The sequence below is a fragment of the Fibrobacter sp. UBA4309 genome (assembly GCF_002395745.1).
Taxonomy (GTDB): Bacteria; Fibrobacterota; Fibrobacteria; order Fibrobacterales; family Fibrobacteraceae; genus Fibrobacter.
Genome location: NZ_DGUN01000028.1, coordinates 13,654 through 29,330, shown reverse-complemented (window position 1 = coordinate 29,330; position 15,677 = coordinate 13,654). Strand labels below are relative to the sequence as shown.

General features: G+C 56.0%; 15 protein-coding genes. 13 read left to right on the top strand and 2 right to left on the bottom strand.

Features of this window, described 5'->3' with window-relative positions:
* The coding region (locus B3M32_RS03345; protein ID WP_290743580.1) for an ATP-binding protein at positions 1–656 on the bottom strand (656 nt) is incomplete at its 3' end.
* Between the two features lie 181 nt (positions 657–837).
* On the opposite strand from B3M32_RS03345, the gene B3M32_RS03340 reads away from it, so the two are divergent.
* The 5 genes from B3M32_RS03340 to B3M32_RS03320 are packed head-to-tail and all read left to right on the top strand — an operon-like array spanning position 838 to position 6,035.
* On the top strand, positions 838–2,247 hold the full coding sequence (locus tag B3M32_RS03340; RefSeq protein WP_290743578.1) for an FISUMP domain-containing protein: 1,410 nt from the start codon (positions 838–840) through the stop codon (positions 2,245–2,247).
* A gap of 36 nt (positions 2,248–2,283) precedes the next feature.
* Positions 2,284–3,690 carry an FISUMP domain-containing protein gene (locus B3M32_RS03335; protein WP_290743576.1) on the top strand — a complete coding sequence of 469 codons (1,407 nt, stop codon included), beginning with the start codon at positions 2,284–2,286 and terminating at the stop codon, positions 3,688–3,690.
* A gap of 49 nt (positions 3,691–3,739) precedes the next feature.
* Positions 3,740–4,225: a hypothetical protein gene (locus B3M32_RS03330; RefSeq protein WP_290743574.1), complete on the top strand. Its 486-nt coding sequence runs from the start codon at positions 3,740–3,742 to the stop codon at positions 4,223–4,225.
* Positions 4,225–5,280: an NAD-dependent epimerase/dehydratase family protein gene (locus B3M32_RS03325; protein ID WP_290743572.1), complete on the top strand. Its 1,056-nt coding sequence runs from the start codon at positions 4,225–4,227 to the stop codon at positions 5,278–5,280. The genes B3M32_RS03330 and B3M32_RS03325 overlap by 1 nt, the downstream gene beginning before the upstream one ends.
* Before the next feature lie 11 nt (positions 5,281–5,291).
* Positions 5,292–6,035 carry a glycosyltransferase family 2 protein gene (locus tag B3M32_RS03320; protein WP_290743571.1) on the top strand — a complete coding sequence of 248 codons (744 nt, stop codon included), beginning with the start codon at positions 5,292–5,294 and terminating at the stop codon, positions 6,033–6,035.
* On the opposite strand, the gene slyD is transcribed toward B3M32_RS03320, so the two are convergent.
* A complete protein-coding gene (slyD, locus tag B3M32_RS03315; RefSeq protein ID WP_290743569.1) occupies positions 6,032–6,625 on the bottom strand; it encodes a peptidylprolyl isomerase in 594 nt (197 codons plus the stop codon). The genes B3M32_RS03320 and slyD overlap by 4 nt on opposite strands.
* Before the next feature lie 82 nt (positions 6,626–6,707).
* Between slyD and metH the strand changes: the two genes are divergently transcribed.
* The 8 genes from metH (at position 6,708) to B3M32_RS03275 (ending at position 15,602) form a co-directional block, all read left to right on the top strand.
* A complete protein-coding gene (gene metH / locus B3M32_RS03310; protein WP_290743568.1) occupies positions 6,708–10,295 on the top strand; it encodes a methionine synthase in 3,588 nt (1,195 codons plus the stop codon).
* 27 nt (positions 10,296–10,322) lie between these two features.
* Entirely contained in the window at positions 10,323–10,919 is a 597-nt protein-coding gene (gene purN / locus B3M32_RS03305; RefSeq protein WP_290743567.1) for a phosphoribosylglycinamide formyltransferase, read from the top strand.
* Positions 10,920–10,921: 2 nt separating this feature from the next.
* Entirely contained in the window at positions 10,922–11,752 is an 831-nt protein-coding gene (locus B3M32_RS03300; protein WP_290743566.1) for a ribonuclease HII, read from the top strand.
* Between the two features lie 120 nt (positions 11,753–11,872).
* The gene (locus tag B3M32_RS03295; RefSeq protein WP_290743565.1) at positions 11,873–12,565 is read left to right on the top strand and encodes a MotA/TolQ/ExbB proton channel family protein; all 693 of its coding nucleotides are present in this window, start codon (positions 11,873–11,875) and stop codon (positions 12,563–12,565) included.
* 9 nt (positions 12,566–12,574) lie between these two features.
* Positions 12,575–12,982 (top strand): ExbD/TolR family protein, encoded by a 408-nt coding sequence (locus B3M32_RS03290; protein WP_290743563.1) that lies wholly within the window; start codon positions 12,575–12,577, stop codon positions 12,980–12,982.
* Positions 12,979–13,716: an energy transducer TonB gene (locus B3M32_RS03285; RefSeq protein WP_290743562.1), complete on the top strand. Its 738-nt coding sequence runs from the start codon at positions 12,979–12,981 to the stop codon at positions 13,714–13,716. Before B3M32_RS03290 ends, B3M32_RS03285 begins: the two co-directional genes overlap by 4 nt.
* A gap of 15 nt (positions 13,717–13,731) precedes the next feature.
* Complete coding sequence (locus tag B3M32_RS03280) at positions 13,732–15,030, top strand: translocation protein TolB (protein ID WP_290743561.1); 1,299 nt, start codon at positions 13,732–13,734, stop codon at positions 15,028–15,030.
* A complete protein-coding gene (locus tag B3M32_RS03275; RefSeq protein WP_290743560.1) occupies positions 15,027–15,602 on the top strand; it encodes an OmpA family protein in 576 nt (191 codons plus the stop codon). Before B3M32_RS03280 ends, B3M32_RS03275 begins: the two co-directional genes overlap by 4 nt.
* Positions 15,603–15,677 lie beyond the last annotated feature (75 nt).

Here is a 15,677-nt window from a genome sequence, read left to right as displayed (position 1 = left end):
TCGGTGCGGCTGTGGAGCAGGTCCAAGAGCCCGTTCGGGCTGTTGTAATCCTTGCCGTTCATCACGAGCGTAAGCCCGTTGTTCAGGTAGGCGTAGTTCCAGATCTTCTCTTCCATGTAGGCGGGGAGGAACCGGAAGTTCTTGAACAGGTCGTTATCGGGCTCGAAGTAGATTTCGGTGCCGTTTTTCTCGGTGGTGGAGGTAATCTTGAAGTCCTTCACCAGAATGCCCTTGCTGAATTCGGCGCGCTTTACCTTGCCGTCGCGGAAACTTTGTACGATAAACTTGGTCGAAAGGGCGTTCACCGCCTTGGTACCCACGCCGTTCATGCCCACCGACTTCTGGAAGGCTTCGGAATCGTACTTGCCGCCTGTATTCATCTTCGACACGCAGTCGATGACCTTCTCGAGCGGGATGCCGCGGCCGTAGTCGCGCACGCGGCAGCTGTGGTCTTCCATGTCGATTTCAATCTTCTTGCCCGCGCCCATGGCGAACTCGTCGATGGAGTTGTCGATAACTTCCTTCGCGAGCACGTAGATGCCGTCGTCGGGGCTCTGTCCGTCGCCCAGCTTGCCGATGTACATACCGGGGCGGAGCCTAATGTGTTCGTACCAATCTAGAGTCTTGATGCTGTCCTTGTCGTACTTTACAGCCATTTTATTCCCTTAAAGACTTAAAAACGATATTTTTGCCAATGTTAAGAAATTTCGCGGGACGATTTGCGGGCTACGCCCGGACTCGCGGCCCCGGTTCGCCCTTTACGTCAAATATAATAAAAAAACGTGTCAAAAAGTGATAATTTGTGCAGTATGTTTGTTTTTTTATATTTGTCCGCGTATGCGCAAGTTCCTTCCTGCTGTTCTCCTGTGGCTGTCGCCTTTTATCGCCTTTTTGTCTGTCGTTTCGGCCTGTTCCGGCGACGAAAAGAAGGTGGCGTCGGGCTATACGGAAGAACAGAATGCCTGGAATATCAAGGATACTGTCGCCTACCTGAAGCTTTTGAAGACCTGGGAACCCGAAATCCCTGTCGATTCGGAAATGGTCGAGCTGAAAGCGGACCCGTCGGTTTCCTGGTATAATGTTGTCTTCTTGACGGCTCCGGAACCCTACTTTAGCTATAAGGATATTGGGGCCGACTCTGCAGCCTGTACGGTGAATGTGTATGACGATGAAAACGGTATCCGCCTGACCGTGAATCTGGAATCGGCAAGGGAACTCTATACGCAGATTCTGTATCGCGATTCCATGTTTGCCATCGTTGTGGACCGCCTGGACAAGACATACGGCCAGGACGGCGATACCGAAGTCTGCGAGGCGGATTCCATCGCGTTCGTGGAAAGTTGCAGCAAGGCGAAGGGCTCTGTCGAGGACCAGATTGGCCTGGGGTGCTCGGAACTCCACTTGATCTGTACCAAGGAAATCATGCCCAAGGTTTCTGCGGAAGACTTTTTGGACAGCACGGCTGCGGAACTGAAGAGCCGTTGTGCGGATGCCTTGGGACTCTCCCTCAACGAAATGGGTAACGGACGCCTCGACGGCAAGGTCCCGTGGCGCTACTTGAATCCCGAAATCGATTACGGCGAAGTCGTGGACGAACGCGACGGACAAGTGTATAAGACGATAGCCATCGATACCCTCGTCTGGATGGCGGAAAACCTGAACTATGCGGACAGCATTAATTCTCCGAGCCTGCTCGGCAAGAGCTGGTGCTATGGCAACGAGCCGGAAAACTGCCTGAAATATGGGCGAATCTATACGTTTGGCGCGGCGGTCGATTCGTTTGCCCTTGCAAATGATCCCGATAATCCGGTGCAGTGCGGATACGGTTATGTCTGTAAGGAATTGAAACCGATTCGCGGGCTCTGCATGGAAGGCTGGCACATCCCTTCGACTAGTGAATACCATGTAATCGATGATTATGCGATGTCTATTGCTACTAAGGTCTATATGCCCAAAGGTGCAAGTACGGAAGTGACGGCGCAAGCGATGAGGAGTGCCTATATTTGGCCGTATGGCGACGACACCTTCGGCTTTTCGCTGTTGCCAGGAGGCTATTACAAGCTGGATTCTGGGCAATTCAAGGATGGCGGGCAGGTGGCGTACCTTTGGTCTCTCGACTATAATGAGGATTATGTCTATATGTTCGTCGTCTACGATGACGTAAGCATATCTTCTGGGGGGACAACGCACGTGACGCTTGAAGAAAAGTACATGTACGCCCTCAATATGCGCTGCGTGAAAGACTGATTTTATAACGTTCCTCATTTAGCTATATTACCCGCTATGCGCAAATTCCTTCTCCCGTTGTTTCTTTGGATATCTCCGTTCCTCCTCTTTTTTACGCTTGTCACGGCCTGTTCCGAAAGCGAAAAGAAGGTGGCCTCGGGCTACACCGAAGAGCAAAACGCCTGGGATATCAGGGATACGGTCGCCTACCTGAAGCTTTTGAAGACCTGGGAACCCGAAATCCCTGTCGATTCGGCCAAGGTCAATATGGACGGCGGTGACCAGTTCTGGTACGATATCGTGTTCCTGTCCGCTCCGAAGCCCAGCTTTGCCTATACGGAGGTTGGCGCCGATTCCGCCGCCTGTACCGTGAACCGCTACAGCGACGAGAACGGTATTCGGCTTACCGTGAACCTTGATTCGTCAAGGGAACTCTATACGCAAATCTTGCAGCGAGACTCGATGTTCGCCGTGGTGGTGGACCGTCTCGACAAGACTTACGGCTCGGGCGACCCGGACGAGGCATGCGGGGAGGATTCCGTCGCCTTCGTGGAACAGTGCGAACGCTCGAAGGGCACGGTTGTTGACCAGCTCAAGCGGGATTGCAACGAACTTCACCTGGTCTGCACGCAGGAAATCATGGCGAAAAAGACGGCAGACGAGTTCCTGGACAGTACCGCCGCCGACCTGAAGGCCCGCTGCGCGGATGCCCTGGGCATTTCCCTGAAGGATATGGGGAACGGCGTCATGGACGGCAAGGTCCCGTGGCGCTACCTGAATCCAGAAATCGATTACGGCGAGGTCGTGGACGAACGCGACGGACAGGTGTACAAGACTGTCGTTATCGACACCTTGGTCTGGATGTCGGAAAACCTGAACTATGCGGATAGCGATTTGACCCCGAGCCTGCTCGGAAAGAACTGGTGCTACAACAACGAACCGGACAGCTGCGTGAAATATGGCAGGCTCTATACGTGGGGCGCGGCTATTGACTCGGTTGCCCTGGCGAACGACCCCGAAAACCCGCGGGAATGCGGCGACAGTCTCCTGTGTACGGACCTTAAGTACATTCGCGGGCTCTGCATGGAAGGCTGGCATTTGCCGTCGTCAGCCGAACTCCATACCCTTGACGACATAGCGAGTACGGGCACTCCGAAGATTGCCATCGTGGACGAAAATACGGAAGACCCGACATACGGCCCCATTACGCTCCGGAGCGCCTACCTCTGGGAATCCGGCATCGACACGTACGGGCTTTCGCTTTTGCCTGCAGGTTACTACCTGTTCGATTCCGGAGAGTTTGAAGATCTTGGTTCCGCGTCGTTCTTCTGGTCGCTCGACTATGCCGAGAATTACGCCTGGATGTACACGATGTACAATGAAAAATTCACTTTCAACACGCATGTGACCATCAACGAAAAGTACAAGTTCGCGATATCGATCCGCTGCGTGAAAAATTTGTAATAGAGATATTGCTATATTGGGAATGGTTAAACAAACAAAGGAGTATCCTATGAAATTTGCCCATATGCTTGCATTTGCCGCAATTTTTACTCTTGCCGCTTGCGGTGACGATTCGTCTTCTTCGACCGGTCCGGAAAATTCCTCCGATTCGAAGACCCCGTCGTCTTCTACGACGAGTTCCTCTAGCGATGGTACCACGGCGTACGATTGCACGGTTGCCGACGGCGTGAAGGTCGTTTATCCCAAGGGTGGCGAAAAGTTCAAGATGGGCGATACTATCACGGTCATATACGGTGCGAAGATTGAAGACAGCGGTTTCTGCTTCAAGTTCAAACTCGACGAATCGGACCTGGGCGTGGATATGCTGGACGGCTCTGCCGGTCCCGAAGTTGGCGATGGCAAGACCTGCTACAAGCAGGAAGTGGTCCTGACGTCCGACGTGGCCGAGGTTACCGAAACGGCCATTATCCGCGTGCACCCCTATAGCCGCCAGAACAAGGGCGCAAACTCCGGCACCTTCCAGGTCACGGAGTAATGAACCCGAGGTTCGATGACCGAAGCTTCACCGTGGCCATTGTCGGCTGCGGTGGTTTTATTGGTAGCCATTTGCTCGATGCGGTGCTTTGCCGCACCAAATGGCGCGTCTTCGGCGTGGACCTCGATTTTTATAGGATCCAGCATCGCCTGAATGACGAACGCTGCGAGTTCGTCTGTGCCGACCTGGCCGATCCTGAAACTGTCGCCCGGCTTGCAAGGTTCCCCGTGGTGGTGAACCTCGCCGCCATCTGTACGCCGAGCCGCTACATGGGGGAGGCCCCGGCGGTCATACGCAGCAATTACGACCATCCTGCCGCCCTTGCGGATGCCTGCGCGAAATCGGGCTCGTGGCTTATCCATTTTTCCACTTCGGAAGTCTATGGCCGTACCGGTGCGGATTCCGGCGTGCTGGACGAAGATTCCACCCCGTTGGTGTTCGGTCCTGTCACGGCGAGCCGCTGGAGCTACGCTACGGCGAAACTCCTGACGGAGCGCTATATTGCCGGCTTGTCCGGTCTGAAATGGACGGTGGTGCGCCCCTTCAATTTCGTGGGTCCGTACATGGACTATATGCCGGGAGTCGATGGCGAGGGCATTCCGCGCGTGCTCGCGAATTTCTCGACGGCTCTTTTGCGGGGCGAACCGCTGAAGCTCGTGAACGGCGGGAAGGCGAAGCGCTGCTTTACGAGCGTCCACGACGCGATAGACTTCTTGTTCGCCCTGTTCGATGCGGGTTCCGGGACGGCGCAGAATGCAGGCGTGTTTTCGCAGGTGTTCAATGTCGGGAATGCGGACAATGAACTTTCCATTGCCGAACTGGCCCAGAAAATGCGCCAGATTTATGCCGAAATCCGCGGTGTCGATATCGCCACGTTGCCTGAACCGCAGGTGGTTGCGGGCGAGGAATACTACGGTACGGGTTACGACGATTCCATGCGCCGACTGCCGGGTGTAGAGAAGGCCGAACGCCTGCTCGGGTTCCGCGCTTCGACTCCCATTGATGTCTGTCTCCGCGAATCGCTCACGTGGTTTGTGAAACACTATTCCGTATAGCGGGGCGAACGGTGTCCCCGGACTATTTCATATTCATCCCGGCTTACAACGTGCAGGCGACTCTCGCCGGCGTGCTTGGGCGCATTTCGCCCGCGGTCATGGAACGCGCGCAGGTGCTCGTGATAGACGACGGCTCGAAGGACGGTACGCGCGGGGCTTTTGATTCGTTTGTCTCGGGTGCGGATTGCGCGGGCCACCTGCAGTATGAACGCTTCGAAAAGAATTCCGGCTACGGCGCCGTGGTGAAACGTGGGATTGCCGCGGGCCTTGCGTCGGGTGCGAAGTTTGTCGCCTGCCTGCATGGTGACGGCCAGTACCCCGCAGGGCAACTCGGCGAATTCTTCGCGCATCTCGAAACCGCGAGCAATCAGCCTGAAATGGCCTTAGTCCAAGGGTCCCGCCATGCGCTCGCGGGTGGTGCGAAAGCCGGCAACATGCCCCTATACAAGCGCATCGGCGGAGCGTTCCTTACCGCACTCGAGAACGTCGCCTTTCGGCAGAAACTCACGGATCGCCATAGCGGATTTATTGTCTATAACGCGGAATTTTTAAAGACGCTCGACCTCGAAAAACTCAGCCCGAGCTTCGACATCGACCTGGAAATCATGTCCATCGCCGATGCCCGCGGATACAGGCTGTCGGAACTCCCGATACCCACGCGCTATGCGGGCGAAAAGTCCAACTTGAACGTAGTGACTTACGGTCTGCGCGTGTTGCGGCAGACCTTGCGCCGTTTATTCAAGGCTACGGCTTAGCCGTTGCCGTGGTGCTTGTCGTGGTTGGGGCAGCCGCAGCCACCGTTGCCGTCGCAGTTTTCCTTGTTGCCTTCGCCGCCGCATTCGCACTCGCCGTCGCCGCACTTGCAGTCGCCTTCGCCACCGCAGCAGCAGTGGCCCTGCGGGTTCAGCTCTTCTTCGGTAGCCTCGCGCACGCTCACGACTTCGATGGCGAAGTTCAGGTTCTTGCCCGCGAGTTCGTGGTTCGCGTCAATGGTGGCCTTGTCGCCAGCGACGGACTTGATGCGGATGGGCATCGGGCCTGCCGGCGTCTGTGCAAAGAACTGCATGCCCGGAACGACCTTGTCGACTCCCTGGAAAACGTCCAGCGGGACTTCTTGCGTGAGGCGTTCGTCGTATTCGCCGTAGCCTTCGCGCGGAATGACCTTCACGTCGAACTTGTCGCCGACTTCGTGGCCTTCCATGGCCTTCTCAAGACCGACCACGATCATGTGGGTGCCCTGGATGTACTGGAGCGGTTCGCGGCCGGCGGAGGAATCGATGGTTTCCCCTTCGTCGGAGGTGAGGGTGTAGTGCATCTGGACTACGGTCTTTTCGGCGATTTTCATAAAGATCCTTTTTTTGAATTTGCGCCGTAATATAGAAAGATACTCCACGGGCATATGTCTGTTTTTCTAAATTTGTGCCACTATGACTCTTCGTGAAGCTTTTGAAAGTAAAATGCTGCTGCTCGATGGTGGCATGGGCTCCGTTATCCAGACGTACGGCATCAAGGGGGCGAACAATGATATGCTCTCTATCGAGAAGCCGGAGATTATTCTGGATATCCAGCGCCGCTACGTGGATGCGGGCGTAGATTGCCTCACCACGAATACTTTCTCTAGCCAGAGGGTCTCGCAGCACGAGTATCATCAGGAAGCCCGGGTCGCCGAGATGAACCGCGCCGCCGTGAAGATTGCGAAGCAGGCCGCCGAGGAAGGGTTCAAGAAGTATGGCCGCAAGGTGTATATCCTGGGCGACGTGGGCCCCACCAGCAAGATGCTCTCGATGAGCGAAGACGTGAATGACCCGGCCAGCCGAAGCATTACCTTTGACGAACTGGAAGACGCCTACCAAGAACAGATTCAGGTGCTTGTGGATGAAGGCGTCGACGCCATCCTGATAGAAACGATTTTCGATACGCTCAACGCGAAGGCCGCCGCCAGTGCGTTCATGAAGGTCATGGAAACACGGGAAAAGGCCGCAGGGAATGCCGCGGACCTCAAGCCTGTCGAGGTGATGTTCTCCATGACGGTGAGCGATGCTTCGGGCAGAACGCTTTCTGGCCAGACCGTGGAGGCTTTTGTCACGAGCGTGACCCATGTGAAGCCTCTTTCTATCGGTCTCAACTGCGGTCTCGGTGCCGACGGGATGGTCCCGTACTTGCGGCGCATGGGAGCCGTCGCGCCCTGCTACATCACGTGCCACCCGAACGCGGGGCTCCCGAACCAGTTCGGCGGCTATGACGATACTCCCGAGGACATGGTGCACAAGATGCGCGTATTCCTCGACGACCGCCTCGTGAACATGATCGGTGGTTGCTGCGGCACTACGCCGGAACACATAGCCGCCATGCGCCAGATGCTTGATGCGCTCCCCGGCGACTACAGGCGCCATGAGCCCGCGAAGCTTTCCGGGAACCTGTTGCTCGCCGGCCTCGAACCGCTGGTCGCCCCGCCGATGCTTTCTCCGGAAGGATTCTTCGTGAAGGTGGGCGAACGCTGCAACGTCGCCGGCTCGCGCAAGTTCCTGCGCCTGATTAACGAGAAGAATTACGAAGATGCCCTTGAAATCGCGCGCAAGCAGGTGGAAGACGGCGCCCATGTCATCGACGTGAACATGGACGACGGCCTGCTGGATGCCGAACACGAAATGCGCGAATTCCTGAACCTGCTCGCATCGGACCCGGCCATAAGCCGTGTCCCCATCATGGTCGACAGTTCCCGTTTCGAAGTCATCGAGGCAGGTCTCAAGTGCGCCCAGGGCAAGTGCATCGTGAACTCCATCTCCCTCAAGATGGGCGAGGAGGCTTTTGTCGAACACGCGCTTACCATCCGCAGGCTCGGTGCCGCCCTCATCGTGATGCTCTTTGACGAAGAAGGCCAGGCGACCGATTACGAACGCCGCGTAAAGATTGCCGCCCGTGCCTACGAAATTCTTGTGAATCGGCTGGGTTTCGATCCGACCGATATAATCTTCGACCCGAACGTGCTGACTGTCGCGACCGGCATGGCCGAGCACAACGCCTACGCTTCGGACTTTATCCGCGCGGTCCGCTGGATTACGGACAATCTTCCCGGAGTCCACATTTCGGGCGGGCTTTCGAACCTTTCCTTCGCTTTCCGTGGCAACAACTACCTGCGCGAGGCGATGCATTCCACGTTCCTGCATTTTGCCATCCCGAACGGCATGGGCATGGCCATCTTGAACCCCGCCGCCGAGGTCGCCTACAAGTCCATTCCGCTGGAATTGCGCATGGCGATTACGGAGGTCGTCCTCAACACCGCACCCGAGGCGAGCGAGGAACTTATCGAAATCGCGAGCCGCATGACCGCGGCCCAGATGGCGGCGAAGGAATCGGGTGCGAAATACGACCCGACCGCGATATTCGCGACCTCCGTCGGCACTACGGCGACCGCAGGCGGCGACAGTGGCGTTCAGTCGGACAGTGGTCCGCAGACTCCCGAAGAACGCTTGCAGCTAGCGCTGCTCAAGGGCACTTCTACGACTCTCGAACCCGACTTGATGGAACTCATCAACCGTGGTGACAGTCCTGTCGGCATTATTTCTGGCCCGCTCATGGACGGCATGAACGAAGTGGGCCGCCTATTTGGCGAAGGCAAGATGTTCTTGCCGCAGGTAGTCAAGACGGCCCGCACCATGAAAAAGGCGGTGGAAATCTTGCAGCCCTACATCGAGGCCGGCAAGGACGCCAGCGCATCGAGCCGTGGCAAGATCGTGATAGCGACCGTCAAGGGCGACGTACACGACATCGGCAAGAACATCGTCTCGGTAATCATGGCCTGTAACGGGTTTGACATGGTGGATCTCGGCGTGATGGTTCCCGAAGATACGATTGTGAAGGCCGTCATCGACAGCAAGGCTGATATCCTGAGCCTTTCGGGACTGATTACGCCTTCGCTCGAAGAAATGTGTACTGTCGCGAAGGCCATGCAGGATGCAGGCCTGCGCATCCCGATTATCGTTGGCGGTGCAACGACTTCGCCGACGCATACGGCTGTGAAGATTGCCCCGTGCTACGACGGTCCAGTGTTCCACGTGCGCGATGCCGCGAGCAATCCGGGCCTTGTCGCGAAGCTTTTGGACCCGACAACCAGCGAACAGACCATCCGCGAAAACCGTGAAGAACAGCAGCGAATCCGCGAAAAGCAGGAAGGCGCCCAGGAAGCCGCCTCCATTGCTGCCGCTCAGGCGATTCCTCCTGTCGAGCGCCGTTTCCTGTGCGACTGGAAATCTTACAGGCACGCCGTGCCGCCGTTTACCGGCGAACTCCTGCTTTCACCAATCCCGGTTGAAAAACTTATCCCGCTTATCAGCTGGACGTATTTCTTCTGGCCGTGGCGGGTGAAGGAGGATTCCGAAGAAGGACAGAAACTCCGTGCCGATGCGGACAAGCTGTTGCAGGATCTCTGCAAGGAAGAATATGCCGTGCGTGCCGTGCAGGCGTTCTACCCAGCCGCGGGGACGGAAAACAGCATCGTGGTTCAGCTGCGGCAGAACGGCCACGAAAGCGCCTGCCCTTGCTGCAAACGGACTATAGAGATTCCGACGCCGCGACAGAACAACCCCGAAGGGGAGTGCCTCGCGCTATGCGATTACGTTGCGCCGGAATCGAAACTCGGCATGCGGGACTATGTCGGCGCATTTGCCTGTACGGTAAGCGACGCCTTTGCCAAGCGTCTTGAAAAGCTCAAGACGGAACTCGGTGGCAGCGACTACGACGTATTGCTGTTGCAGACAATCGGGGACCGTCTCGCCGAAGCGGGGGCCGAATACCTTTCCAGGCAGTTGGAACAGAACAACCAGTGGAAAGGCATCCGTCCGGCCGTGGGTTACCCGTCGTTGCCCGACCAGAAGACCATATTTACCATCGCCAAGATGATTGACTACGCCGGGGTGGGAATTCTGCTTACCGAAAATGGGGCCATGTACCCGCAAGCGTCGGTGAGCGGCTTGTATATCGCGCATCCCGAAGCCAAGTATTTTAGTGTTAAATGATGAAACCTAGCGAGTGTTCTTTTGCCCATGTTTAAGATTGGAGTGATGGCTTCCGGTGGTGGAAGCAATTTTAAAGCGATTATTGACCGTATAGGAAACGGGGATCTCGAAGCCCAATGCAAATTCCTGATTACGAATAATGCAGGGTGCGGAGCCGCCGCGCATGCCGAAGAATACGGTATTCCCGTGTACCATATTTCCGGGAAAACGCACCCGGATACTGCCGCGTACGAAACGGCCTTGATGGATGTGCTGAACAGGTACGACGTGGACCTGCTGGTGCTCGCGGGCTATATGAAGGCGTTGCCCAATTGCGTGATTTCGCGCATGTCGGACAGAATCCTGAACATTCACCCGTCGCTTCTGCCCAAGTACGGGGGAAAGGGGTTCTGGGGTATCCATGTGCACGAGGCTGTCGTTGCCGCTCACGAGAAGGAATCGGGAGCTACGGTACACCTAGTGAGCGAAGAAATCGACAAGGGCAGGATCTTGTCGCAGGTGAAAGTCCCCGTGATGGAAGACGATACGCCGGAGGTGCTCGCGGCACGCGTGCTCGAGCAGGAACATGAGTTGTACTGGAAAACCATTAAGGAATACGCGGAAAACCTTGCCGCCAACCACTGACCATGAAATTCAAGCTGCCTGCATTTCTCGATAATGTCGAATCTCCGGTCGAAGGGGAGACCCTTTTGCGGAAGTTTGTCGCTGACCCTGAATCTGTCGGCGGGGTAGAGACTCTCGACCTGTTTTCGCTGGCGGGTGTAGGCACAAAGAAAAACGTCATTCTGGTCGGTATCGACGAAGTCGGCCGCGGTCCGCTTGCCGGCCCCGTGGTGGCCTGTGCGGCTGTCTTGAAGGCTCCGGACATAATGCCGGCGCTGAACGATTCCAAGAAGCTCACGCGCCCTAAGCGGGAGGCCATGTTCGATGCGGTCAAGGAGGCTTGTGCCTGTTATGCCATCGCGAGCGCCTCCGTCGAAGAAATTGACCGTATGAACATCCTGGAGGCGGATTTCTTGGCGATGCGCCGTGCGCTGCAGGCGCTTGGGATGCCAGGCCTGGCCGAATCCGCTCCCGAAATCCCCATCGAAGTGAAGGGAAGCTTTGCGAGCCTGGATCCTTCGACTTCGCCTAACGGCTCCGCTCAGGATGACGCCTTGCTTACGGGTCGTAGCTCACTGTTCATCGCGGTCGATGGCAACTTGAAGATTCGCGGCATCCCGGCCGAAGTCCAGATGCCCGTGGTGAAGGGCGATGGCCGCATTGCCAGCATTTCTGCGGCTTCTATCCTGGCGAAGGTGTTCCGTGACCGCTATATGGACAAACTAGCGGAAACCTACCCGGGCTACGGTTTCGAGGTCCATGCGGGCTATGGTACCAAGGCCCATCTCGACGCCATTCGTAAACAGGGCTTTACCCCGGCTCACCGCAGGAGCTTCCATCCGAAGAGCCTGTAACCGCTCGTCGCGCCCAAATCCTCTTTGTACAAGTTTTTTTGCGTTGACTGTGCCATTTCGACGCTATTTTTTTGCTACATTGCGTTGTAAGCAGTTTAACAGAAATTTTGGGAGGTTCTTTTGAACAATTCCATTCCTATAGTCCAGATGGTGGTGCAGTCCGATATTGCCACTATTGTGGTCCTTTGCATTTTGGCGGTGATGTCGCTGGGTTCCTGGGGCATCATTATTGTCAAGTACATCGCGTATCGCCAGAGCAAGCGCGCCAATGCCGAGTTCTTCCGCAAGTTCAGCACCGTGACGCAGTTCGTGCAGCTGCAGGGACTTTGTGAAACGGGAGACGACAGCGCTCTCCGCCGTCTGACTGCCGAAGTGCTCAAGGAAGCCTCCAAGTTCAGTAATTTCGTGAGTTACGACTCCATCCAGCATCGTGCATCGCTCCTGGAAGATACCATCCAGCGTTCCATCGAAGGCCTGCGCCTTACCGAAGACCGCTACCTCGGCTTTTTGGCTTCTTGCTCCAACCTGGCCCCATTCTTCGGTCTTTTGGGTACCGTCTGGGGCATCATGATTGCCTTTTTCCAAATTGGCCAGCATGGCTCCGCCGACCTGAGCGTCGTCGCTCCCGGTATCGCCATGGCCTTGATTACGACTGTGGGCGGCCTTGTGGTCGCCATCCCGGCTTCTGCGGGGTACAACTACTTTACTAGCTGCAACGGACAGAACGAAATTTCTTACTTCAACTTCGGTTCCCAGGTGTTGAGCCTGTTCAAGCGCGGCGACTTGCTCGCCCTCGAAGAAGTTGCCGGCTAGGAGGCCTAGGTGAAGCGTAGCCGCGGAAAAGAACTAAAGCAGGAGATGAACCTCACGAACATGATCGACATCGTGTTCTCTATCTTGATCGTGTTCATCATTTCTGCACCGCTCATGAGCCAGGGCGTGAAGGTGGACCTGCCCAAGGCCGAAGCCCCGACCATGGAGCAGGAAAAGCTTTTGAAGGTTTCCATCACCAAGGACGAGGAAATTTATATCGCCGACATGCAGGTGGATTTCGACAGTTTCAACAGGGTTTTCAAGTCCCTTTGGAACGGCGACATGGCCGTGGTGATCAATTCCGATGAAAACGTCCATTACGGTCTCGTGATGAAGGTGGTTACCCAGGTGCAAAAGTTGGGTGTGACGAAACTAGGGTTCCTTACGATGAATCCCAAAGAAAAACCGGGTAAATGAATCAGGAAGACGAGAACATAAAGTACTTTGCGTCGAGCATGGACGGCTCGCTCGTGAAAATCATCGCCTGTGCGGTGGTGTTTCACCTCCTTGTCGTCGCAGTATGTATCGTCATTCACTTCGTGAATTTAAAGCCTGAACCGGAACAGATTCCGGTGTTCGAGATGGTCCAGGTGGCGCAACCCAAGCCGCCCGCACCGCCACCTCCGCCGAAGAGCGAACCGCCTCCGCCGAAGCCCAAGGAACCGCCGAAGCCCAAGGTGAACAAGGAGCTTCCGCCCGAAATCAAGCCCGAACCGAAGGAAAAGCCGGAAGAAGTCCATGAGGAGGTTCCGCCAGAACCGGAACCAGAGCCGGAGCCGGAACCGCAGGACGATTTCCCCATGGACGATATGGACCTGCCTACGGCTGTCGAGGCGCCCAGTCTTGATCCGGTAGGCTCCGTGTACATGGATCCGCTGATGCAGGTCTACTTGGAACAGCTCAAGAAAATCATCATGAGCAATTTCAAGCCGCCGAGGGACCTGAAGGTGGACCGCTCCGCGAAGACTACGGTGCAGTTCTCTGTCGACCGCTCCGGTGGTATAACGGGAGTTATCCTCAAGAGGTCTTCGGGCAACAAGGCGTGGGATCACCTGTCGGTGCGCGCCATCCAGATTTCGAAGGTGCCGGAGCTTCCGCCAAACTACCGAGCGCCGAGCCTGGTGCTGAACTTTAACTTTACTCCGAACTGATTTGTTTTTACGGGAATGAGAATGAGAAAAACGATTGTCTTGCTGGCCTTGATTGTGAGTGCGCTTGCTACAGGAGCATTCGCGGCTATTGACACGATTGCCGTCGATGTGGGAATTTCTGTGTTCAAGACTATTCCGCTTGGCATGGTTCCTTTCGAAGAGAAAAAGGGCATTACGTGGGATGAAGAAAAACCGCACCAGATCTTGACCCGCGATGCGAACCTCTCGGGACGATTCGATGTGGTGGCTTCGGACAAGTTCAACCTGGCGCTGTTCAGCCGTAACCATGCCGAATATTACGTGACGGGTAAGGTGGAACCCAAGGCGGGCGGACTGCTTCGCGTGGAATGCTACCTGTACGTTTCCAAGAGCAAGGACTTGATGCTGGGTGAAAGCTACACCGTCTCGCAGAAGGATTTGCGCCGTGCCATGCATGCGTTCTTTGACCAGGTCACCAAGCGCCTTTGCGGAGAGCGTGGCGTGGCGAGCACGAAACTTGCCTATGTCTCGAAAATTGAAGGCGTGAAGCAGGTCGTGGTTTCGGACTACGACGGCTTCCACCGTACGCAGATTACTCGCGATTCGAGCATCAGCATGATGCCCGTGTGGACTCTTGGCAATAAGGGCCTTGTGTACGTGAATTTCAAGACGAACCGCCCGCGTCTCTATACGAAAAAATTCGGCCGTTCGGAGCAACCCCTGTTTACGCAATTCGACCAGACGTACAGCCCGGCGGTAAACCCGAAGACGGGAGAACTGCTTTTCTCCAGCACCAAGGATGGCAAGACGGATTTGTACGTGGGCAATATGGAAACGGGCAAGGCCCGTAAGTTCGCCTATCTGAAGAGCAATCAGACGAGCCCGGCCTGGAGCCCGTATGCCACCGAAGTCCTGTTTACGAGTGACCGTGGCGGTGGACCGCAGATTTTTGTGATGGGCAAGGACGGCTCTGACATGCGCCGCGTGACGTTCATGGGCCGCTACAACGAACGTGCCAGCTGGTCGCCGAGCGGAGACCGCATCGTCTATACGTCGATGGACAACGGCAAGATGAATATCTATACCTGCGCCTTGGACGGCAGCGACATCATGCAGCTCACGAGCAATGCGGGCAACAACGAACATCCCACGTGGTCGCCCGATGGAAAGCTGATTGCGTTCAGCAGCAATCGCAGCGGAAGTTATCAAATCTACATCATGCGCTTTGACGGCGCGAACGTGACACGCATTACACAGGGTGGCGAAAATACGTCGCCCACGTGGTCGTGGTTCTACGAAGACAATTCACAAACAACCAAAGAAGGTGCTAAATGAAAAACATCGCAAAATACGCTATAATCACTTGCGCAGCTTGTCTCGCCATTGTTGGCTGTGCCAAAAAAGAACCTCCCAAGACGGAACCGACTACGGAACCGGCTCCTGCTGCCGAGGCCGCCGCTCCGGAACAGCCGGCCCTGAACGCCGACTCCCTCGCTGCCGAACAGGCCCGCCTCGAAGCGGAACGCCTGGAAGCCGAGCGTGCCCGCTTGGAAGCGCTCATCAACCAGATCATGAGCGAAGATGTGTACTTTGACTTTGACCGCTTTGAACTCACGGAAAAGGCCAAGGAACTCCTGGCCCAGGTGGGTGAACTCCTTATCAAGGAAAAGCGCTTCACGCTGACCATCGAAGGCCATACCGATGCCCGCGGTACCGAAGACTACAACTTCACGCTGGGTGCAAAGCGCGCCATGAAGGTTAAGGAATTCCTTGCTGCATACGGTATCGAAAACGAACGCATGGAATCCGTCAGCTACGGTAAGGAAGCTCCGAAGGCCCAGGGCGAAAATGAGGAAGCCTATTCCCAGAACCGCCGTGCGAACTTCCGCGTGAACATCAAGCAGTAATTGGAGCTTGGACAATTTGGAATTAGGAATTCGGAGTTCGGAATTATTTAATCAGGCGGCGAAGCCGCGGTATTT